Raw genomic sequence first — 18982 nt, forward strand, 5'->3', positions numbered from 1 at the left:
AAATCTATCAAGCTTTACGTTCTAAATCTAAAAAAATAAAAGAACATTCATGTTTATCGTCGGCTGGGTGGTACTCACGATATGTTTCCTGCCACTGGTCTGGACGAGGAATTTCAAAAAAAGTATCGCCTTCGAGGCTGGTGTGGACCTGCGTCAGGTAAATCCGGTCGGCCAGCGGCAGGGCTTGCTGGAAAATTTCACCACCCCCGATAACAAAGGCTTCGTCCTTACCCAACGATTTTGCCAGGGCCAGCGCTTCATCAAGGGAATGAACCACTTCGGCCCCCTCGGCCTGGTAGGTACGGCTGCGGGTCAGGATTATGGAAGTACGGCCGGGCAGGGCCTTGCCGATTGAATCAAACGTTTTTCTGCCCATGATCATCGGACTACCCATGGTAAGGCGTTTAAACCGTTTCAGGTCGTCGGGGAGTTGCCACGGGAGTTGGTTATCTCCGCCTATTACCCCGTTTTCTGCTACGGCTACTATAAATGATACGAGCATGACATCGTACAGTAATTGGTAAAAATAAAAATTATGACTCGCCTGTTAAGGCTCTATTTTCATACCCCGCAACAGCTCTCCGGTACTCATCCGGCGTTTGCCTTCCAGCTGCAGTTCCTCCACCGAAAGCCACGCGTCGGCCGCCCGGAAGTAGAGGTACTTCCGGTTATCGGTCCGGTAGTCGCCCGGTTGCCCATCGGTAGGGTCTTCCTCCACCCTTTGCACGTTGAAAAGTTTACAGGTACTGCCGTTTAGTTGGGTCCAGGCGGCGGGGTAAGGGGCCAATCCCCGAATGAAGTTGCGGATGTCGTCGGCCGGGCGGTTCCAGTCAATTTCACAGGTTTCTTTAAAAAGTTTGGGGGCCAGCTTTGGCTCCGTCAGCTCAGGCTGTGGTTCCTGCGGGTAGCTTCCCCCGGCAATGGCCTCCACGGTACGTACCACCAGGTCTACACCTTGGTGCATCAGGCGCTCATAAAGCGTACCGGCCGTGTCGTCGTGGTAGATTGGCTCTTTCTCCTGAAAGATTATTTTTCCGGTATCAATCTCTTTTTCGATAAAAAAGGTAGTTACCCCCGTTTCGGTTTCGCCGTTGATAATCGCCCAGTTGATGGGCGCCGCGCCCCGGTACTGCGGCAGCAGCGAAGCGTGCAGGTTAAAAGTACCCCGGGGGGGCATAGCCCAGACTGCCTCGGGCAACATCCGGAATGCAACTACTACCTGCAGGTCTGCCCGCAGGTCCCGCAGTTGTTCCAGGAAAGCAGTTTCCTTCAATTTTTCGGGCTGAAGCACGGGTATCCCCTGTTCAACGGCATACTGCTTAACGGGCGAAGGCGTCAGCTTCAGGCCCCGACCCGAGGGGCGGTCGGGAGCAGTAATAACCGCCACCACCTGGTACTTATGCTCAACCAGCCCCCGCAGACTGGGTACTGCAAAGTCGGGTGTGCCCATAAAAATGATTCGAAGCGGTGCGGCCATGGCAATTAATTATATTAAAAAATAGTACTTGTTACGATTTACAAATATTGCTATTTTTGTCATCCTTACTGGGACTATGAAACAAAATTTCCGATACGGCAACCGAACCGCAGCGCCTTAACAGCGCTACTACGAGGTACTATTACTCTTGTAGAACGGTCGGCAGCCGTTCTTTTTTGTTTTTTTAGTCCCTTCAAACCTAACACCAATAAGACATTTATAAAGAATATCTGATCCATGGGAAAAATTTCTTATTACACGGAGGAAGGTCTTAATAAGCTGAAAGCTGACCTCAATGACATGAAAACTAAGGGCCGCACCGAAATAGCCCGGCAGATTGCCGAAGCCCGCGACAAAGGTGACCTCAGTGAAAACGCCGAGTACGATGCCGCCAAAGATGCGCAGGGTATGCTCGAGTTAAAAATCGCGAAGCTGGAAGAAATTCTTTCAAACGCCCGGGTCATTGACGAATCTTCGATTGACACCTCTCAGGTGGCGGTGCTCTCGACCGTAAAGATTAAAAACCGCCGCAATGGCGCTACCCTCAGCTACACGCTGGTATCCGAAGAAGAAGCGGATCTTAAGCAGGGTAAGATTTCGGTTGGCTCCCCCATCGGCAAAGGCTTGCTGGGTAAAAAAATTGGCGAACTGGCCCAGATCCAGGTGCCGGCCGGTATGATGGAGTTTGAAGTACTTGATATCAGCCGGTAGTTTTTCATCCCTTTTATACAAAGAGGCCGGAAGTTTTATTTCCGGCCTCTTCGCATTTTGTAGTACCTGACGTTTCTATTTCAAACGGAACTGCTTGTCGTCAATGCCTTTGTTAATTTTGACCGACTGGGTTTCCATGCTCATCTCAAACTGCCCGTTCTTCTGTACCCTTTTAAAGGGGAATTTTATCCCGTTTACATCTTTATAATCACTGTAAAGTACCTTAGCATCCATTTTGCCGCGCGGGGTGTCGACCGTTGCGGTACGCATTACTTTAAGGCCAGTGGCTACATCAAAGTACTCCTGCCAGGTACGTCCGTCGGCCGAGTACTCAATTTTATAGGTGTCTTTCCCTTCAACCGATTCCTTACCCACCATTTTTTTCTCTACTCCCAGCGAGTCATAGTACAGCTCGGGAAAGGGATAGCTCTGCAGGTACTCCTGAAAAGCCTCTTTGCCTTCCTTGACCTGCTCCTGACCCCGCATGGACCGTGACAGGCGACTACCGTCGTATACCGTACCCCCAACCTCGTTGCCCATCATGTAGCTGGACTGCCGGAACTTGTGCGGCATTTTGTACTTGGCCTCCATCTCCATGGTCCGGCCCTGCATGTCGGCCGTAGCGGAGGTAGTAATATCCCGGATTCCTTTTAGCTTTTCCCGACCGCCAATGGCGGTAAGGTACTTCTCTACGACGTCGTTGGCCGACGCATCCTGGGCTTTGGTCGCTCCGCCTGCCATGATCAGCAGGAGGCCGGCAACATAAAAGACGTGTTTCATGCGCGATTTTGGATAAAGGTTAAATTGAGGAAACCTACTGACAGCGCTGCTTAGGGTACTTCAAAGGAAAGCCCAACCTGCCGCGGCTATACTACTGACCGGCCGTAACTTTCCTGGCTAAAACATCAGCAGGTACACCCCCGCACCAGCCAGGTACCCAATTAAAGCTAACAGGGAAATACGCTTGATGTACCAGATAAAATCCAGCTTTTCAATACCCATTACGGCCACCCCGGCGGCCGAACCAATCACCAGCATACTTCCACCCGTACCGGCACAGTAAGCCATGAACTCCCAGAGGCGGTGGTCGGTAGGGTAAGTGGCCAAATCGTACATACCCATGGCCGCGGCTACAATGGGTACGTTGTCCACGATGGCCGATACCACCCCGATTATAAGTACTATAACATCCAGATTCCCTACCAGGGCATTGAGTTGCGCGGCCAGGTCACTCAGTACCTCGGTGGACTCCAGCACGCCTACCGCGGCCAGAATGCCCAGGAAGAACAGGATACTGGAAGCGTCAATTTTACTAAGTGCGTAGGCGGGAGTAAAAGGGGCGCGGTCTTCCTCGTCCTTGTCTTTGTGCAGAATTTCGGACAGGACCCACAGCGTCCCCAGCGACAAGAGCATACCCATGTAAGGCGGCAGGTGGGTGACGGTTTTGAATACAGGGACGAACAGCAGGCCCAGGGTACCCGCTATCAGCATCAGACGACCTTCAATGGGCGATGCTCCGTTTTGTTCTCCTTCTGCTACCGCCGCACTGCCAGTCATTACCGGAATAGCCTGCAGGCTACTTTTCATGGCGAAGGTCATGTACAGCAGCGGAACCGCCAGCGAAACAATACTGGGTAGTATAAGGCGTGAAATAATGTTCAGGGTAGTTATCTGTCCGCCGATCCAGAGCATGGTAGTAGACACATCCCCGATGGGCGACCAGGCGCCCCCCGAATTGGCCGAGATAATAATCATACCCGCCATAAGCTTACGCTGCTCCGACTCCGGTACGATTTTCCGCAGCAACGATACCATCACAATGGAGGTGGTAAGGTTGTCCAGCAAGGCCGACAGAAAGAATGTAAGGACACAAATAATCCAGAGCAGGTACACCGGATTCTTGGTCTTTATTCGTTGGGTAATAATCGCGAATCCATCGTGGGCGTCAATCAGCTCCACTATGGTCATGGCCCCTAACAGGAAGAACAGGATTTCGGAGATGGAGGCCAGGTGTTCGGAAAGCTGGTCAACTACGATTTCTGAATCGGTACTTAGCAGTACGTAGGCGGTCCAGCATAAAACCCCGGTAATAAGCGCGGAGGCTGTTTTGTTTACATTTATTACTTCTTCTAAGGCAATGGCAAGGTACCCTACTACAAAAATGGCGATAATAGTGGTAAGCATAAGTACTAAAATATAAGAGGGATAGTAAATAAGCAAAAAGACGTCGGGCGTAAAAATAGCAGGACTTACCCAGAGAATTGTAATTTTAAGGTCTGAAAGTTATCCAGAGGCTGAATTTAAGCATAATTAATTAGGATGCGATTCCGTGGTTTTGTGTTGTACGTACCCTTTCTGTGGGTGGAAGGCATGGCGCTCTTTCCGCTGATTCTGATCAGGCGGCGGAAGCTGAATCCTACCCTACTCAACCACGAGCGTATCCACCTCCGGCAGCAATTGGAAATGTTGATTATTCCGTTTTACGTCTGGTACCTGCTTGAGTACCTGGTGCTGCTGCTCTATTTTAAGAACCATGACCGCGCCTACCGGTATATTTCGTTTGAAAGGGAAGCCTTCAGAAATCAAAGGCGGACGAACTACCTCAGGAACAGGCCGTTCTGGGCATTTCTACGGTACATCTTCTAATCTTTCTTCTTCTTCAGGTTTATGGCTCATGACAGCTACCATCATCATGAGGGCCGTAAGAATGACCGTAATCATCAGGATTCCATCCCGGAAGCCTACCACCAAATACTGGGGCGGAATACTCAGAAACAGGAGTACAGTTATAAGTCCGCGTGGTGCCACGTACAGGATGGGCTTCATATTACCTTTAAAGGTAGCTTTTAAGGAGATGTAACGGGTACCTATCATAGCCAGAACCAGTAGCATACTTACAATCCAGGCGTCAATATCGACGAGTTCACCTATGTTGGTTGAGTACCCAAAAATCAGGAAGAAGAAGGTACGAATTACAAAGGCACTCTCTGCATTCAGCTTCTTGAATTGTTCCAGCTCGGTTTCAAACAGGTCATTTTTAAGATAGTTCTTCAGCTTACCCCGTACGAACAATTCGGTATTATTAAGAAAAAGCCCGAATACCAGAATAGCCAGCAGAGAGGACAAGTGGTACATTTTTCCCACCGCATACACTATAAAAAGAGTGGAAATAATGGGCAGGTACTTTACATGGTGATTAATGCGGCTAATCAGATATAACAGGAGGAAACAGCAGATTACCGATATGATGACGACCAGTACGGTACTCTTAACAAACTGAAATGCTGACTCCCAGCCTGACCCGGCGGGTATAACCAGGATATTAAAAATCATCAGTCCGATGATATCGGACAGTGATGATTCATAAACCATAAACTCACGCGGCTTTTCACTAAGACCCCGCACACTGGGTATGGCTACGGCACTGCTGATAATCGCAAAAGGTGTAGCTGTAACCAGTGCATTGTAAAACTTTTCGCCCAGCAGGACGTAAAATATCCCGGCTATGGCGAACATACTGAGCAAGATACCTAACAAAGCGGCCACAAAGGTACGCCCGATTAGCCGGTGTTTTCCTCCGCTTAGCTCCAGGTCCAGACCTCCTTCCAGCACAATTAGAATAAGCCCCAGGGTACCCAGCGTGGGCAGAATTACATTTACAAAAGGAATAGCGATACCAAAGTAATCCGTAGCCTGTCGGATCAGCATTCCGGTGGCCAGAAGGAGTACCACGGAAGGTAGTTTTGTTCTACTACTCACTAAATCAAATCCGTACGAAATCAGTACCGAACTGCTTAGCATTATTATCAATAAGGAAGAATCCATTCAAAAGTCGCGGGTTGTACTATCTCCGCAATAATACAAAATAATAACAGCTTCTGAGCACGAGCAACTGCGTAAGGTACCTCACCAACCCATGGGAGGGTTATAGACAAAGCCGCGATTATTGAACCGAAAAGCCAGCATAAGCTCGTGGCTGCCGGTAGTAGTCAGCCGCATAAGGGAGACCGGGTACTCGTACGCATAACCCACACTGAGAAAATCGGACAGGGCCATTCCAAGTTGGGCCCCCAGGCTCTCTCCCTGCCGGTACTGTACGCCGGCCCACAGCCGGTCGGTATACTGCAACCTTAGCTGGGTATCGAAGGAAAGGGGAGCGTTTCGGACGGCCTTCATCCAAACCTGCGGCAGTACGGCTACATCCTCGTTGAGTTCTATCCGGTACGAAGTGGTAAGGTAATAGTGAGGAACAATTCGGTTGCTGAAGGTGCCGTTGGTGGTTTCAAAGGCAAGTCGGGGGGAATTGGGTGCCAATACCGAAGCCCCCGCCAGAAAGTTTTGCCGACGGAGCAGCAGACCGGCCGACACCAGCGGCCTCACCAGCGAAACATTGCCCGAAGAAAGCAACGGATCGGAGGGGTTTGCGGTCTGGATGCGGTCGTAGCGAAGCGAATACTGAAGTACCCCTACCCCGGCCCCCGCTGACACCAGCCACTGGTTGGGCAGACTCAGGTGCGCGGCTCCGGTTACGAGCGCCATATTGCGGGCGGTAGGGCCGGTTTGGTCACTCAGGAACTGCAGGCCACCACCCCAGCGCCAGGTACCGGCTGGTGCCACCGACTTATACCCCTGGTTGCGGGCGTAGCGGGGTGACCGAACCCCATGAATGGCTTTTTGACTATCCCCGACGGGCATGTGGGCAGTTAGGGCGGCGGTAGAGGGAGCGTCGTCCAGGCCCAGCCATTGCCGCCGGTAACTCAGGCGGACGTCCGTGTAGTCGTTGGCCCCGGATAGGGCCGGATTGACCAGGAAGGGATTCAGGGAAAACAGGCTGCTTTGTGGTAATTGCTGGGCGCGCACGCCCAGGCCTACTCCAAGTAGTATCAGTACTCCCCACAAACGCTTACATGACATTACTGTGCCTGATTTAGCTCCCAATTTTTATATACCCTAACGGTTCACAAGCAAAAACCAGGCCGATTAATATATTCAGCGAAATAAAAGGTGGAACCCCGGGGGTTCCACCTTTTATTTCGCTGTTCTTTTGCCCTTGGGCTTGTTGTTTTTCCGTTTTCTTTTATTTCCGTAAGTACCCCTCCAGAGCTTTCCCCGCCGACTTTTCTTATCTCCTTTTCCCATAGCTTTAGAATTGTATTTGCGTTTGAAAATAAATTTACAGAAACAAAAATAAAGGCTAAAACTTCGGTTGTCAATAGAAAATCTACGGAATTTTCGGGCGGAGTCTATTTTTTTACGGCCACCAGAATACCCGTAGCCCAGTGCTGTTGTGTAACCCACAAATCCGGACGTTGGGCCAGGGCTTCCAGTAGTTTTTCGGCCTTTAAGTGGTGGCCTTCCGGCCAGTTGGGCTGCGGTAGCATGTCGTCGATTATATACAAGCCGCCTTTTTTCAGCATGGAGAGGGCTTCATCCAGCAGGAGGTACTTACCGTGCCAGGTATCGGCAAAGATGTAGTCGTACTGCTGCTCTTTATTTTCTTCCATCCAGGCGGCACCGTCGGCGCAAACCAGCCGCAGCCGTGGGTCTTCCCCCAGGTAGGTGGCCGCAATCCGGAGTACTTCCGGGTCGTTGTCTACCGAAACCAGGTGGGAGTCGGCGTCCATACCGTCCAGGATCCAGGCAGTGGAAAGGCCGGTGCCGGTACCTAATTCGAGGAAGCGGCCACCGGGCTTTGTACCGGCCAGGGTACGCAGCAGCGAACAAGTCAGCCGATCGGAGGCCATCGAAAAGCCCGAAGCCTGCGTGGCCTCGTCAATGGATAAATAGTGGCGGGGTAACGGTTGTGGTTGAAAATCAATCATCAGGAAGGAGAGTATGCCAGTCAGTTTTTGCCCGGAAAGATACAGACAGTTTTCGGATTGTTTTAGCGGGTCCGGTTCCAACGGGGCTGAAAGTCCTGTACTTGAAGGTTCCTTAAAAAAATACCGGTTACGAAATAGGCGCTTCAAACTTAGCGAAGCTCCCCGGATTTTTCTTTATTGTAATCCGAACGTACTCTGAAACCATTTTAAAGCTTTGTTTGTAGCAGCCTCTCTGACTATAAGGGTAGCCTGCTCCGGGACTCAATGGAAAGAAAATCCGGGAAGTAATACGTTTTATTTGTCAGCACCGTTTGATTCAGGACGCACTACCACTTCCATGTCAGATAGTCCCAACTACGGCTGCCTCGGGCGGAGCGCGCAGCAATTTTGTAACAGTAACACCATAATAACTATATTACCATACCGCCCCTCCCGCGGGAGGGGCTTTTTTTCTTTATATGTACCCGTATTTTCATCTACTTCTGAGCCTTATTGTCCTGGCAGGTTTCCCCCCTACCTCCTGCGCACCGCAGTCGGATATTAAAAGCCTGCTCCTAACCGAAAGCACGCGCGGGCTGCAGCGGAGCATTAGTGTTTCTCCCGCCCGGACCCTGGTGGTGATAAATGAAGACTCAAGCCAGACCAGCACGAGCCCCGCTACCTGGGAGGCCCTCGTAAAACGGGTACTGGCGGTTCCGCCGGATAAAGTACCCCAGCTGCGCTCGGGAGGTACCCGCCACCAGGTAGATGCCGCCCTGCAAAGCCAACTTACCGTGGAAACGTCCGCAGGTACTTTCTCTTCTCCTTCTTTTGACCACAACCGCCCCCCCGCTGAGCTTACTGACCTGCATCAGGCGCTTTACAAGTTGATTCCGGAAGGTATGAAGGACAGGTTCTGATTTATTTCCCTGCGGGCAGTAGATCACGGAAATAAAAACCGGTGTCGTAGGGAACAGGGGTAGCATCCGCCGCTTCCTGAGCGGCTGGCTGGTAGCTGCGGTAGGTTAACTCTCCCAACTCAAACGGTATTGGATAGCTAAAAATAGGTCCGTCAAAAACAAAAGAGTGATACTCACCATTTTCACCGCAAGGGTCCACGTCGGCAGGTAAGTCTTCCAGGAACGTGTGATCTATGAACCGGCCGGCAATGGACTGGTCCAGGTACTTTTCGTTGACGCACACGACCACGGCCTTAAACCCCTTGTCAATAAACTCACGAAGGAGCTCGTGCGTATTTCGCTGCCAGAGCGGAAACACCGCTTCCATGGTAACCTGTGCCAGCTGCTGTTCACGATAGTATCGGAGGTCTTCCAGAAATATATCCCCGTAGATAGCATAATCAACCCCCTGGCTCTTCCATTCACGCAGGGTATCGCCTACAATCCGGTTATATAGTTCCATGGATGGCATTTCCGGCAACAGTAACTTTTTTAACGGAATACCTATACTAGCAGCCTGCGCCTCAAGAAGAGTAGTACGTACTCCGTGCATACTAACCCGATCAAAGTGCTCATTGACCGAAGTGAGCAGACATTTTACCTCCCACACTTTCTCTCCCAAGACCTGCTGAAGCGCAAGGGCCGAATCTTTCCCCCCACTCCAGTTAAACAGAGCATCTTTCATAGGTAACCGGCATTTTTCCTATAACTGACCACCCAAAGTAAGAAATTATCCCCCGAAGGCAACCCTTGTTTAAGATGGAAAATGCTCCGCTTGCTGCTTTCTATTGGATGCGGCCTCCTTAAGCGTGTTTTTCAGTTCTTCCAGTAGGATGGGCTTGGACACGTAGTAGTCCATTCCGGCTTTGAGGCAAATTTCGCGGTCGCCCTGCATGGCATTGGCGGTCATAGCCACAATAACCGGCTGTTGGCTGAAGTTTTGGCGGATCAGCTGAGTAGCTTCCAGACCATCCATTTCCGGCATTTGCACATCCATCAGAATTACATCATAAAACTTCGACTTGAGTAGCTCAAGTACCTCCAGACCATTTTGCGCGACATCGGCCGGGTAACCCAGTTTTTTCAGGATTTGAAAAGCGAGCTTCTGGTTAAACAGATTGTCCTCCGCAATGAGAATTACGAGGGGATACTGTTCCGAGAATGTTTCCGAGAGTACCTGGACCGGGGCCGGACTAACAGCTACGTGCACTTCTGCTTGTTGCTGCCGTAACTCCATCTGAATTAATTTGCTAAGCTGCTGCTGCTTGACCGGTTTGGTCATGACGGCCGAAAACAGGTCCGGATAGGCTTTGCGGGTTTCGTCCCCAATGGAACTCAGCAGCACAATCGGCAGTTCCGGTTGCCGTGCTTTAATGGCCCGGGCGAGCTCCACCCCATCCATACCCGGCATTTGCATATCGCTGATGACCAGTTGAAAGGGCGCCTCCCGCTCCAGAATATCCAGGGCTTCTTTGCCCGAAGACGCCAGAACCGGAACGAGTTTCCACTGCTCCATCTGGGCCTTTAATATGGTCAGGTTGGTTTTGTTATCGTCAACGACCAGGATCCGCTTTCCTTCGTTACCTGCCGTGTTGAACACAATGTACTGGCGGCGGGTTTGGCTGGTGGCGGTACAGCGTACGTTGAAATAAAAACAGGTACCTTTTCCCTCTTCGCTCTCCACCGAAATCTCCCCGCCCATCAGATTCACCAAACGCTCGCTGATGGCCAGTCCCAGACCGGTACCCCCGTACTTGCGGGTTGTGGAGGAGTCAACCTGGGAGAACGCTTTGAACAGACGGTGCAGCTTGTCTTTGGGTATACCTATGCCCGTATCCCTCACCTGAAAAGCCAGGTCTATTTCTTTGTCGGCCATCGTTCTTTTGAGTTCAACTCCCACAAAGATCTCCCCGCTGGGGGTAAATTTAATGGCGTTCCCCACCAGGTTTATCAATATCTGACGTATCCGGAGGCTGTCCCCAATAATATGGACAGGTACCTGGGGGTCTATCTGATACACGAGGTCCAGACCCACCTGGCCGGCTTTGGTGGCAAAAAGATCCAGTACTTCTTCAATGCAGGTTCGCAGGTCCATTTCCTGCTCATCCAGTTCCATATTCCCCGATTCAATCTTGGAAAAATCGAGGATATCGTTGATCACGCCCATCAGGTTCATGCCGCATTGCTTAATTGTATCGGCAAATTCCCGTTGTTCTTCGGTGAGGTTGGATTCCTGCAGGAGTGAGGTCATACCCAGTACCCCGTTCATGGGGGTTCGTATCTCGTGGCTCATCGTGGCCAGGAACACACTTTTGGCCCGGTTGGCCCGTTCGGCTTCTTCCCGCGCCTGCTGTTCCTGTATTTTCTGTTCGTTTAGTTCTTCATTGAGTACCCGTAAGTGGCTGGCCTGCAGCAGGAGTTCTTCTTTTTGCTGCATTACCTCGGAAGTACGCTCCACGACCTGCCGTTCCAGATGCTGCTTCTGGATACGTACCGCATTCATTCTTAGCTGATAGTACCCCACCGCACTCCCTACAATGACCAGGAGTACCAGGAGCCGGAACCATAAGGTTTCCCAGAATGGGGGGGTAATAATTATTTTGATAGAAGTACCCGTTTCATTCCAGATACCGTCGTTATTGGAAGCTTTAACCCTTAAGATATACTCTCCCGGGTCCAGGTTGGTATAGGTAGCGGTTCGCTTGTCGCCCACGTAGTTCCATTCTTTATCAAAATTTTCCAGCAGGTAAGCGTACTGATTTTTTTCGGCCTGGCTGTAATTCAGGGCAGCAAATTCAAACGAGAACACCGACTGCCGGTAAGAAAGCGTAATTTCTTTGGCTTCGCTGATATGCTGCTTCAGCTCACCTTCCGCTTCTCCAATGGAAACAGATTTATTGAATACCTGAAAATCGGTAAAATATACGGGTGGAACAAACTGATTGTCTTTTAAACTGTCCGGATGAAAATGATTCAGGCCGTTTAACCCGCCAAAGTACATATCACCACTTCGGGTTTTAAAGGAAGCATTGCGGTTGTACGAATTCCCCTGCAGCCCATCGTTAATCCCGTAATTGCGGAAGGTTTTGGTGGTAGGGTCAAACCGGGAAAGACCTCTGTTGGTACTTAGCCAGAGCACGCCGCGGGCATCTTCCCGTATAGCCTGAATTACATGGTTAGCCAGCCCGTCCTTTTCGCCGTAAGTGGTAAACGAACGGGTTTGGGGGTCGAAAAGGTTCAGGCCGTCGTTGGTACCTATCCATAGTTGCCCTTTCGCATCTTCATAAATAGAATTTACCAGGTTGTTGCTCAGGCTATTGGGTTTATTGTCATCATGAAGGAAGCTGGTAAATGTACCGGTTTCGGGAAAATACAGGTTTAACCCACCGCCGGCAGTACCTACCCACAGGCGGCCGTTACGGTCAACGAACAACGCGTGGATTACGTCGTGGCTGAGACTTCCGCGCCGAACTTTATTTTGTTTGAAAGAAGTGTAGACCTGTTTTTGTTTGTCGTAGCGCAACAGCCCATCCCCAAAGGTTCCCAGCCACAGGTACCCCTCCTTATCTTCTACAATTCTACTGATGCTGATAGGAGCTTTTCCGCCCAGGCTCTCATTCCGGTCCATATTCAGAAACTGGCCGTTCTGAAACAGGTTAAGCCCGCCCTTGTAGTTACCGATCCAAATATTCTGGACCTTGTCCTCAAAAATACAGAGTACATAGTTACTGCCTATGCTGTTGGGGCGGCGGCTGTTGAGGTAGTGGGTAAAGGTTCCGGCAGCTTTGTCATACAGGTTTAGCCCTCCTCCGTCGGTACCTATCCATAACCTGCCGCGGCTGTCTTCCATAACATCTAGGATATTATTGTTGCTCAGGCTATTGGCATTGTTCTTATCCTGCACCCACTTAGTAAACTTCTGGGGCTCATGATCCATAAAGTTGACACCTCCGCTGTAGGTACCTACCCACATATTCCCCCGTTTATCCCGGAATAATGAATAAATAGAACCGTTGTTCAGCCCGTCCGGATTTTTCTCGTTGCAGGGGTGGTGCGTGAACGTTTTCAGGTCCGGATGCATGACGCTGATGCCCCCGTTGCGGGTGCCAATCCAGAGGTTATGGTCACAGTCCTCTTCAATGGCTATGACGTCATTATGACTTATGCTGTTAGGGTTGGAAGTACTATGCTGAAAACGGGTAAAGGTACCCCGCTCCTGGTCGAACAGGTTCAGCCCACCGCCTTCGGTAGCTACCCACAGGCGGCCCCAGGCATCTTCGTGCAGGTCGGTAATGTCATTCAGGCTAAGCGAAGCCGGATCAGATGGGATATGCTGGTAATGCACAAAGCCCTTGCGCGCCTGGTCAAGCAGGTCCAGCCCCCCACCGAAGGTAGCTACCCATACCCTCCCCTTTTTATCCACCTTAATGTCACTGACTAAATTATGGCTCAGACTACGGGGATTCGCGGGATTATGAACAAAGTGAGAGAAAGTACCGGTAGCCGGATCAAACAAATTAAGCCCTCCTCCGTAGGTACCCACCCATATTTTCCCGTCTTTATCCTGGGCAATAGCCATTACTTTATTGTGGCTCAGACTTTTAGGATCGCCTGGCTTATGTTTGTAATGCCTAAAGCTGTCGGTGGTCCGGTCAAAAAGATTCAGACCCCCGTCTTCAGTACCTAACCAGATGCGTCCTTCGCGGTCTTCAAACACCCTCAAAATGTAGCTGTCGCTCAGGCTGTTGCGGCGATTGGGGTTATTGCGGTACACCCTGAACTCATAGCCGTCAAACTTATTGAGGCCATCCTGCGTACCAAACCACATAAACCCCCGGCTGTCCTGTAGGACAGCGGTAACGTTGTTCTGGGAAAGCCCCTGGTTGGTCGTAAAGTGTTTAAAGCGAATCGGAACGTTTTGAGCCCTACTAGGACTGATATTTAATAGAAATACCAGAAGAAAGAGACAAGGTGCTTTCATTTAAGATAGAGGTTGGCGTCGGGTAAAGTCAAACTATTCGCAAATAATTCCTATTTCCGTTCAATATTCACCTGATAAAGCAAATACCGTGCTGTTTTTTAATTTTTATAAATCCTTAGAAAAATAATAGAAATGGCGTTTGTCCGGCTGGGCTATACCGCGTACTGAATGGACGTCGGAAGGGGCCGCAAAAAGGCGGCTACGTAACCTGAAACCGTTACGTAGCCGCCTGGCGATTCTCATCGCTGGTAAAAAGTTATTCCCTCAAACTTTTCAGATAAGCGATGGTCTGAGGTACCTGCTGGGTCTGAATGGGGCTTTCGTCCTCGATGAAGTAGTGCTTCACCCCTGCCTTCTTGGCAGCTTTCAGGATACCCGGAATATCAATTTGTCCGGTACCCAGGGCTACGTCGTTGGTGATGGGAGTACCTCCGGAGAAATCACCTTTCACTCCTTTTTTCAGGTCCTTGAGGTGCATGAGTTTATAGCGGCTGCCGTACTTGTTGAGCAACGCCACCGGATCTGCGCCGGGGTGTGCGGCCCAGAGTACATCCAGCTCGAGCGACACGTATTCAGGATTGGTATTCTGGACAATATAGTCGTACAGGGTACCGTCACCATAGGGTTGAAATTCATAGCCATGATTATGGAAGGCAAAGGTCAGGTCGTTTTCTTTCAGGATTTTACCAACCCGGTTAAAATCTTCTACGGCCTTTTTAGCATTCTCAATAGTAAAGTTGTTTTTTTCGTGAGGGATCCAGGCTACCATCACGAACTTAGCTCCCAGTGCCTTGGCCTTCTTTACAACACTCATGGGATCCTTCACAATCTGCTCGTACCCGGCTCCCGTACCCGGAATGGATATCCCCCGGTCGTTGGCCAGTTTCCGGAACTGCTCCTCGGTATAGCCTTTTGGAGCACCGGCTTCCAGTTCGGTAATCCCTAAGGCTTTGATGCTGTCGAGGGTAGCCTCTACGCCGTGCGGCCAGCTAAACCGGTAGGTATAAGCCTGGGCAGCGAACGGAGCAGTATAGAGAGGTTTATTTGACTTCTGTGCCTGTGACTGATAGCCTCCTGCCAGCATAAGGGCCATCCCAAGGGCGATGGTTACTTTCTTCATATTTTTCTTTTTAAATTGTAAGGTTTGAACTGGTGCTGTACTAAAATTCTATAAATTTTTCTTTTTCAACTCTTTAACTGCATAATCAGCCGCGCGGGCGGTCAGGGCCATGTAGGTCAGGGAGGGATTTTGGGTTGAGGTAGAAGTCATACAGGCCCCGTCGGTGACGAATACATTAGGTACCGTGTGTAGCTGATTCCACTTGTTCAGGAGCGAGGTCTTGGGGTCTTTGCCCATCCGGACACCTCCCATTTCGTGTATGTCCGAACCGGGTGCAGAATGGGAATCAGTAGCCCGGATATTGGTAAAGCCCGCCAGGGTAAACATCTCGGTAAATTGCTCGTGGTAATCCCTGATGATTTTCTCGTCGTTGTCGTCCCAGTCGGCCGATATCCGCAACTGCGGAATACCGTACTTGTCTTTCAGGTCAGGGTCAAGCCGGACAAAGTTAGTTTCCTTGGGTAGTACCTCGGCCATCATCCAGGAACTTACCCGCCAGTTGCCCAGGGTGGGGTTCAGCAGGCTATGTTTGAGGTCTTCGCCTACTCCATCGCGGTCCTGAATGGTACTTCGGCCTCCGGCAAAGCCCGCCGCATAGCCCCGTAAAAAGTCCGTTTCCTGCTTATACACATTGCGAAAACGGGGGAAGTAGCTATGGTTGGGAGTGCGGCCGTCGGTAGTTTTGTCCAGGTGGCCCTCGTATTCGGCCGATATACGGGCGCGGTAGTTGTGCCAGGCTATGTACTTACCCATGAGTCCGTTGTCATTTCCCAGACCATTCGGAAAGCGGCCGGAAACAGAGTTAAGCAGAATAAGGGTACTGTTCAGGGCCGAGCCATTTACAAAGATGACCTTGGCGTAAAACTCAATCATTTCTTTAGTAGTGGCATCAACTACCCGTACGCCCGTTGCTTTCTCTTTTTTCTCATCGTAGATAAGCGAATGTACTACCGAGTGCGGACGCAGCGTCATGTTTCCGGTTTTAGCGGCCCAGGGTAAGGTAGAGGCATTGCTGCTGAAGTACCCTCCCAACGGACAGCCCCGCACACACAGCGCCCGGTTCTGGCATTTGGCCCGCCCCTGCTCGTTATGGATGGGTTTGGGGTCGGTAATATGCGCGCAGCGCCCCTGAATCAGGTGGCGGTCCTTATAATTTTTAGCTATTACGCTCTGTAAGTGCGTTTCGACGCAGTTCATTTCAAAGGCGGGCAGAAACTCGCCGTCGGGCAGGTTGGGCAGGCCATCCTTATTGCCCGATATGCCCGCAAATTTCTCCACGTAGCTGTACCAGGGGGCAATATCCTTGTACCGGATAGGCCAGTCAACGGCAAAGCCATCGCGGGCCGGTCCATCAAAATCATACTCGCTCCAGCGCTGGGTCTGGCGCGCCCACAACAACGACTTTCCACCCACGTGGTAACCACGCGTCCAGCGAAAAGGCTTCTCCTCTACGAAAGGCTGCTCGTCGTCCTTTAAGGCAAAGTGCAGCGTAGCCTCACTATAGAGTCCGCTGCGACTGTTTACCGGATTCTGTTTACGTACATCGAGCGGTACCTGACCGCGGTGCCCCAGCTCCCAGGGGTGCAGGTTGGCCGTTGGGTAGTCGATACCATGCTTCACGTCGCGGCCGCGCTCCAGCACCAGGGTTTTGAGCCCTTTTTCACTCAGCTCTTTGGCGGCCCATCCGCCACTAATCCCCGACCCTATGACAATAGCATCGTAAGTGTTGGCTTTGGTAGAATCTATATTGAAATAAGACATAGATAGTTTTGAATTTCGATTGCTGACCGGGGCGCCGGAGCGCTGTCATTTTTTTAAACGCAGAGTAAAAGGGAGTTTAGCGCAAAGTTTTTTACTCATTCACTCATTCGCTCTTTCACTATTGAGTCACTGGTACGCAGCCGTAGTAGTGGCCGGGCATGGGGTTGTACTTCATGTGGTTGACCATTACGTACTCGGAGGTGGTATAGCCCTGAATGGTAAGGCGCTTCAGCAAGTCATAGTACTCTTTTTCTTCTTTGTTTTCCAGGGCTTGTACTTTCATCAGCAACTCCCGGCGTTGGGCAGGTTCAGCGGCGGCAAAATCTTTACCGTACGCCTGTTTAGCCGTACTATTGAGCGCATCCAGCCCCTGAGCAACCTGTTTCTGTACCTCCGGCTCATAACAATCCGCCAGCATTTTCTGGATAAAGTCAGGTACTTTCAGGTCTTTGGCACCGGGTGTATCGGTAGCCGGAATCAGCGTATCTGCCAGCTCAACCAGCATGGCCTGTTGTGATACGGTCAGAAAAGCCGGAGTACCTGCCACCGTCGCCTGGTTCCAGCCCCTGGCCCAGGCAGGCATTGCCAAAAGGCCTCCGGCCGTTACAGCCATGCTTTTTAACGCCGCGCGTCTTTCCATTATGGTTTCCGAATAAAAAAGAGTAGTAAAGTACAACTCCTACTAAAAGGCTGATTTCGGCTAGTTTACCTATGGTGGCTGATTATTTCGCAGAGAAGAGCTAAGTAACTACCTCTAGCAGCGAAGTTCCGGACTTATTTAAGATGTGTTTTTTAACCTGAGAAGGCTTTTAATTCTGCTGGGTTAGAGTACTTATTGCTCTAAACAAATAAATTATGTCCTGTTTATTCATGAATTCCAGATTTTGCGATATTTTCACCCCAAATACATTCAAAAATAACTCTAACTTAGCCATGTTCAAGAAGAAAAAAGTGACCGGGGAATCTTCTGCCAGTCCTAAAAAATCACCCTTGCGCGAATGGTCCGATTCGGTGCTGTTTGCGGTTATCGCCGCTACCCTGATTCGCTTTCTGACTTTTGAAGCTTTTGCCATTCCTACGCCTTCCATGGAAAATAGCCTGATGGTAGGCGACTATTTGTTTGTGAGCAAGCTCCATTACGGCATCCGCACGCCCAAAACGCCCCTACAGGTACCTCTGACGCATCAGAAAATCTGGGGTACCGATATCCCTTCCTATCATACCGCCATTCAACTGCCTACCTTTCGGCTTCCGGGATTTTCCAAGGTTAAAAACGGCGACGTCGTAGTCTTTAATTTCCCTCCGCCCAAACCCGGTGAACCCGACTACCCTATTGATTTAAGGACCAATGTGATTAAGCGTTGCGTTGGAATACCGGGCGACAAAGTAGAAATCAGGCAGGAACAGGTATTTGTAAATGACAATGCCCTTCCTGTTCCAACCCGCTCCGAAACTACCTACTTCGTCAGAACGACCGAAGTACTTAACGAGCGTTTTTTCAGGAAATACAATATTATTAACGACTACCAGTCACCCGAGGGCCCTTTCATCAACTGGCAGCCGATAGAGGTATACGATGAGGCTACCAATGCCACTACTTTGAAGGGCTACTGGTTTAATACTACTCCTGATGTTATTTCACAGTTTAAAGAATTTGAATGGGTGAAGGGGGTTGAATTGACCACCGAACAGCCAGGTACTGTTGCTCAGGGCATTTACGGAGGCTCGGCTTTTGCCTGGAACCGGGATAACTTTGGACCACTGACTGTTCCTCAAAAAGGGATGACCATTCCCGTAAACCGCCAAACCATCGCGCTGTACGGTTTGGTTATTGAACGGTACGAAGGAAACGATGCCGTAGAAATTACAACGGAATCCATCCGACTGAAAGGCCAACCCATAACCAGCTACACCTTTCGGCAGGACTACTACTTTATGATGGGCGACAACCGCCATAATTCGGATGACTCCCGCTACTGGGGTTTTGTGCCGGAAGACCATATCGTAGGCAAAGCCGTATTTGTATGGATGTCCCTGGACCCCGTTCCGGCTAATGCCTGGAATAAAATACGGTGGAGCCGTCTTTTTCGGGTAATTGAGTAAATCCAATACTCACCTGGAGTGCGTAGCGAATTCGAAGGAGGCTACGCACTCCCCATTTCTTACCTTTCC

Annotated in this window: 17 protein-coding genes; 4 read left to right on the forward strand and 13 right to left on the reverse strand. The window is 50.4% G+C overall.

The window, feature by feature from the left end; translation table 11 throughout:
* Nucleotides 1-7: 7 nt before the first annotated feature.
* Complete coding sequence (locus tag VGN67_RS20395; protein ID WP_327488750.1) at nucleotides 8-502, reverse strand: dihydrofolate reductase; 495 nt, start codon at nucleotides 500-502, stop codon at nucleotides 8-10.
* A gap of 45 nt (nucleotides 503-547) precedes the next feature.
* Nucleotides 548-1477 carry a methionyl-tRNA formyltransferase gene (fmt, locus tag VGN67_RS20400; protein ID WP_327488751.1) on the reverse strand — a complete coding sequence of 310 codons (930 nt, stop codon included), beginning with the start codon at nucleotides 1475-1477 and terminating at the stop codon, nucleotides 548-550.
* 237 nt (nucleotides 1478-1714) lie between these two features.
* Between fmt and greA the strand changes: the two genes are divergently transcribed.
* On the forward strand, nucleotides 1715-2188 hold the full coding sequence (gene greA, locus VGN67_RS20405; protein WP_327488752.1) for a transcription elongation factor GreA: 474 nt from the start codon (nucleotides 1715-1717) through the stop codon (nucleotides 2186-2188).
* A gap of 75 nt (nucleotides 2189-2263) precedes the next feature.
* On the opposite strand, the gene VGN67_RS20410 is transcribed toward greA, so the two are convergent.
* Both VGN67_RS20410 and nhaD read right to left on the reverse strand, forming a co-directional pair.
* Nucleotides 2264-2968, reverse strand: coding sequence for a hypothetical protein (locus VGN67_RS20410; RefSeq protein ID WP_327488753.1), 705 nt, complete (start codon nucleotides 2966-2968; stop codon nucleotides 2264-2266).
* 117 nt (nucleotides 2969-3085) lie between these two features.
* Complete coding sequence (gene nhaD / locus VGN67_RS20415; RefSeq protein WP_327488754.1) at nucleotides 3086-4372, reverse strand: sodium:proton antiporter NhaD; 1287 nt, start codon at nucleotides 4370-4372, stop codon at nucleotides 3086-3088.
* 135 nt (nucleotides 4373-4507) lie between these two features.
* On the opposite strand from nhaD, the gene VGN67_RS20420 reads away from it, so the two are divergent.
* Nucleotides 4508-4834, forward strand: a complete 327-nt coding sequence (locus tag VGN67_RS20420) for a hypothetical protein (protein ID WP_327488755.1) — start codon at nucleotides 4508-4510, stop codon at nucleotides 4832-4834.
* Here VGN67_RS20420 and VGN67_RS20425 read toward each other — a convergent pair.
* The 4 genes from VGN67_RS20425 to VGN67_RS20440 form a co-directional block, all read right to left on the reverse strand.
* Nucleotides 4817-6013 (reverse strand): cation:proton antiporter, encoded by a 1197-nt coding sequence (locus VGN67_RS20425; RefSeq protein ID WP_327488756.1) that lies wholly within the window; start codon nucleotides 6011-6013, stop codon nucleotides 4817-4819. The two genes, VGN67_RS20420 and VGN67_RS20425, sit on opposite strands and share 18 nt — an antisense overlap.
* An 81-nt stretch (nucleotides 6014-6094) precedes the next feature.
* On the reverse strand, nucleotides 6095-7102 hold the full coding sequence (locus tag VGN67_RS20430) for a type IX secretion system membrane protein PorP/SprF (protein WP_327488757.1): 1008 nt from the start codon (nucleotides 7100-7102) through the stop codon (nucleotides 6095-6097).
* A gap of 114 nt (nucleotides 7103-7216) precedes the next feature.
* The gene (locus tag VGN67_RS20435) at nucleotides 7217-7327 is read right to left on the reverse strand and encodes a 30S ribosomal protein THX (RefSeq protein ID WP_327488758.1); all 111 of its coding nucleotides are present in this window, start codon (nucleotides 7325-7327) and stop codon (nucleotides 7217-7219) included.
* A gap of 104 nt (nucleotides 7328-7431) precedes the next feature.
* A complete protein-coding gene (locus VGN67_RS20440; RefSeq protein WP_327488759.1) occupies nucleotides 7432-8010 on the reverse strand; it encodes an O-methyltransferase in 579 nt (192 codons plus the stop codon).
* A 458-nt stretch (nucleotides 8011-8468) separates the two neighbouring features.
* Between VGN67_RS20440 and VGN67_RS20445 the strand changes: the two genes are divergently transcribed.
* On the forward strand, nucleotides 8469-8909 hold the full coding sequence (locus VGN67_RS20445; RefSeq protein ID WP_327488760.1) for a hypothetical protein: 441 nt from the start codon (nucleotides 8469-8471) through the stop codon (nucleotides 8907-8909).
* A gap of 1 nt (nucleotide 8910) precedes the next feature.
* Here VGN67_RS20445 and VGN67_RS20450 read toward each other — a convergent pair whose 3' ends face one another.
* From VGN67_RS20450 to VGN67_RS20470, 5 genes are all read right to left on the reverse strand, one after another.
* A complete protein-coding gene (locus VGN67_RS20450) occupies nucleotides 8911-9633 on the reverse strand; it encodes a diphthine--ammonia ligase (RefSeq protein ID WP_327488761.1) in 723 nt (240 codons plus the stop codon).
* A 69-nt stretch (nucleotides 9634-9702) separates the two neighbouring features.
* The gene (locus VGN67_RS20455; RefSeq protein ID WP_327488762.1) at nucleotides 9703-13929 is read right to left on the reverse strand and encodes a hybrid sensor histidine kinase/response regulator; all 4227 of its coding nucleotides are present in this window, start codon (nucleotides 13927-13929) and stop codon (nucleotides 9703-9705) included.
* 256 nt (nucleotides 13930-14185) lie between these two features.
* Entirely contained in the window at nucleotides 14186-15049 is an 864-nt protein-coding gene (locus VGN67_RS20460; RefSeq protein WP_327488763.1) for a sugar phosphate isomerase/epimerase, read from the reverse strand.
* Nucleotides 15050-15097: 48 nt separating this feature from the next.
* Entirely contained in the window at nucleotides 15098-16810 is a 1713-nt protein-coding gene (locus tag VGN67_RS20465; RefSeq protein WP_327488764.1) for a GMC family oxidoreductase, read from the reverse strand.
* A 118-nt stretch (nucleotides 16811-16928) separates the two neighbouring features.
* The gene (locus VGN67_RS20470) at nucleotides 16929-17450 is read right to left on the reverse strand and encodes a gluconate 2-dehydrogenase subunit 3 family protein (RefSeq protein WP_327488765.1); all 522 of its coding nucleotides are present in this window, start codon (nucleotides 17448-17450) and stop codon (nucleotides 16929-16931) included.
* A gap of 293 nt (nucleotides 17451-17743) precedes the next feature.
* Between VGN67_RS20470 and lepB the strand changes: the two genes are divergently transcribed.
* On the forward strand, nucleotides 17744-18913 hold the full coding sequence (lepB, locus tag VGN67_RS20475) for a signal peptidase I (RefSeq protein ID WP_327488766.1): 1170 nt from the start codon (nucleotides 17744-17746) through the stop codon (nucleotides 18911-18913).
* Nucleotides 18914-18982 lie beyond the last annotated feature (69 nt).

The sequence above is a fragment of the Telluribacter sp. genome (assembly GCF_035998675.1).
Lineage (GTDB): Bacteria > Bacteroidota > Bacteroidia > Cytophagales > Spirosomataceae > Telluribacter.

What these genes read in the sequence shown, in the direction of transcription:
- VGN67_RS20435 (WP_327488758.1), bottom strand. Translation starts at nt 7,327, where the DNA reads ATGGGAAAAGGAGATAAGAAAAGTCGGCGGGGAAAGCTCTGGAGGGGT.
- VGN67_RS20445 (WP_327488760.1), top strand. Translation starts at nt 8,469, where the DNA reads ATGTACCCGTATTTTCATCTACTTCTGAGCCTTATTGTCCTGGCAGGT.
- VGN67_RS20420 (WP_327488755.1), top strand. Translation starts at nt 4,508, where the DNA reads ATGCGATTCCGTGGTTTTGTGTTGTACGTACCCTTTCTGTGGGTGGAA.
- VGN67_RS20430 (WP_327488757.1), bottom strand. Translation starts at nt 7,102, where the DNA reads ATGTCATGTAAGCGTTTGTGGGGAGTACTGATACTACTTGGAGTAGGC.
- VGN67_RS20465 (WP_327488764.1), bottom strand. Translation starts at nt 16,810, where the DNA reads ATGTCTTATTTCAATATAGATTCTACCAAAGCCAACACTTACGATGCT.
- VGN67_RS20460 (WP_327488763.1), bottom strand. Translation starts at nt 15,049, where the DNA reads ATGAAGAAAGTAACCATCGCCCTTGGGATGGCCCTTATGCTGGCAGGA.
- VGN67_RS20395 (WP_327488750.1), bottom strand. Translation starts at nt 502, where the DNA reads ATGCTCGTATCATTTATAGTAGCCGTAGCAGAAAACGGGGTAATAGGC.
- VGN67_RS20455 (WP_327488762.1), bottom strand. Translation starts at nt 13,929, where the DNA reads ATGAAAGCACCTTGTCTCTTTCTTCTGGTATTTCTATTAAATATCAGT.
- greA (WP_327488752.1), top strand. Translation starts at nt 1,715, where the DNA reads ATGGGAAAAATTTCTTATTACACGGAGGAAGGTCTTAATAAGCTGAAA.
- VGN67_RS20410 (WP_327488753.1), bottom strand. Translation starts at nt 2,968, where the DNA reads ATGAAACACGTCTTTTATGTTGCCGGCCTCCTGCTGATCATGGCAGGC.
- lepB (WP_327488766.1), top strand. Translation starts at nt 17,744, where the DNA reads ATGTTCAAGAAGAAAAAAGTGACCGGGGAATCTTCTGCCAGTCCTAAA.
- fmt (WP_327488751.1), bottom strand. Translation starts at nt 1,477, where the DNA reads ATGGCCGCACCGCTTCGAATCATTTTTATGGGCACACCCGACTTTGCA.
- nhaD (WP_327488754.1), bottom strand. Translation starts at nt 4,372, where the DNA reads ATGCTTACCACTATTATCGCCATTTTTGTAGTAGGGTACCTTGCCATT.
- VGN67_RS20440 (WP_327488759.1), bottom strand. Translation starts at nt 8,010, where the DNA reads ATGATTGATTTTCAACCACAACCGTTACCCCGCCACTATTTATCCATT.
- VGN67_RS20425 (WP_327488756.1), bottom strand. Translation starts at nt 6,013, where the DNA reads ATGGATTCTTCCTTATTGATAATAATGCTAAGCAGTTCGGTACTGATT.
- VGN67_RS20450 (WP_327488761.1), bottom strand. Translation starts at nt 9,633, where the DNA reads ATGAAAGATGCTCTGTTTAACTGGAGTGGGGGGAAAGATTCGGCCCTT.
- VGN67_RS20470 (WP_327488765.1), bottom strand. Translation starts at nt 17,450, where the DNA reads ATGGAAAGACGCGCGGCGTTAAAAAGCATGGCTGTAACGGCCGGAGGC.